The following is a 1,750-nucleotide window of genomic DNA, read 5'->3' on the forward strand; positions in this document are numbered from 1 at the left end:
TTAAAACCTGATATTGAGGTTTTTTCAGTTCCTTTTCTCGTTTAGCCCAATCTTCTCGCAAGTCGAACTCATTAGCCGCAAAAGTAGCAGTTATCAATTCAAAAACTGTAAGCGATACGCCGCCTGTATTTACTTTTTCAAAAACTTGACAAACTGCTTCTCTTGGTGTTTCTTTACGTAATAAAATTACTGGTACTTGGTACTGTTCAAAAGGTTTGATAATTTCTTGGTTGAATTTATTGAATAGCTTGACTTTTTCCCTGTCGTAATCCCAAAATTCGTTATAGTTGGTCATCCAATCAGAATAATCAGAAATTTGCGCTACAGGAAATAGACTATTTTCATATTCTTTTTGAGGCGTTGAGTAGTCTTCCTCAATAACGCCACGAAAATTACGAATAATTTTGTCTTCCGGCAAACTTACAATTGCTTCTTCTCGTTCAAAATTTGGATCGAGAGCTTTAACAATATTAATATAATACCATCGGTGAATATTTTTGCCTCGTGCATCTTTAGTAATGACTGGTTTGCCTAAAAGAAGTGATTGAACAAGAGATGTTAATCGCTGCTGCCCATCCAATATTAATCGTTCTGGTTGTATGGAGTTATTAAGTGTAACACCTTCAATCGGTCGAGATTGAAACCGCACATCAGGATTACCTGTTTGCAGCATCATTACTACTCCAACAGGATACGATAAGGAAATACTAGCTAGAAGGCTGCGTATTTGTTCATCGTTCCAAACCCAAGAGCGTTGAAAATCAGGTAACTGAGTTTTTCCTTCCTTTGTGCTTCTTAACAAATCGAGTAGTGCTTCTGTGGTATTGTCAAAATTTTTGATTGCTGGCATCGTCTATCTACCTCTTGTTTAAAATAGAGCTTGGCGGGAAATCCCTATCTCAATTTTTCCAGATTTTTGGTTCTATTTAACATGAGAGAACAGATAAATTTTGTGGCTACGATCGCATAACCTAGTGAGGAGTTTTTGAGTGTCTGAAACGATTCGAGTCTACGGCTATCACGGTACAAATACGGAGGCAGCGGCAACAATTATTCAGCAAGGTTTTAACGTTAGTTCCAATGACTACGACTGGCTGGGAACAGGGGTTTATTTCTTTCAAGATGCGCCAGTACGCGCTTGGGAATGGGCCAAGCAGCAACATCCTGCAAATCCGGCTGTAATTCGTTCCACTATCCGCTTGGATGACTGCATCGATTTAGTGGACATTAGCTGGTTTCCGCTTATCAGGAACATCTACAACTCATTTGTAGAGGAGTACTCGCAAGGCAACAGACCTTTACCTCGACAGAACCCTCAGAGATCGAAAGCGCATCGGCTAGATTGTGCCTGCTTTAACTATATTGTTGAAGTTCTTGGCGAACAGGGTCAGATACCTCGTACAATTCGAGCGGTTTTCCTAGAGGGTGAGCCTGTTTATCCCAATTCCGCTATTTTCGATCGCGCTCATGTGCAGATAGCCGTCAGAGATACTTCTCTGATTGAGGAGTCGCGTTTGGTAAGATTATAATGAGGAATTAAATAATGGTAAAATGCTTGACCCTAAAAAATGTGCTGATATTCTTTACAAACATTTCGCAGAAGTTACGCCTGAGCAGTTTTTGGAGAATCTGAAAAAATACTGCCCGGAAGTTTTTGAGGATGATATTGCAGACTCAGAAATATCTCATTCTGAGACAAATCGATCGAAAGATGAATTGGATAAAAAGGCAGCAACGGCATAGAAATTAG

At 39.7% G+C, this 1,750-nt stretch carries 3 protein-coding genes; 2 read left to right on the forward strand and 1 reads right to left on the reverse strand.

Features of this window, described 5'->3' with window-relative positions; all coding sequences use genetic code 11:
• Positions 1–850 (reverse strand): DUF262 domain-containing protein (locus tag H6S82_RS31995; protein WP_191057406.1); only part of this gene is annotated, 850 nt, incomplete at its 3' end.
• A gap of 139 nt (positions 851–989) precedes the next feature.
• Here H6S82_RS31995 and H6S82_RS32000 point away from each other — a divergent pair.
• Entirely contained in the window at positions 990–1,529 is a 540-nt protein-coding gene (locus H6S82_RS32000) for a hypothetical protein (RefSeq protein WP_190471635.1), read from the forward strand.
• Positions 1,530–1,551: 22 nt separating this feature from the next.
• A complete protein-coding gene (locus tag H6S82_RS32005) occupies positions 1,552–1,743 on the forward strand; it encodes a hypothetical protein (RefSeq protein WP_190471633.1) in 192 nt (63 codons plus the stop codon).
• Positions 1,744–1,750 lie beyond the last annotated feature (7 nt).

The sequence above is a fragment of the Planktothrix sp. FACHB-1355 genome (assembly GCF_014748295.1).
GTDB lineage: Bacteria > Cyanobacteriota > Cyanobacteriia > Cyanobacteriales > Aerosakkonemataceae > Aerosakkonema > Aerosakkonema funiforme_A.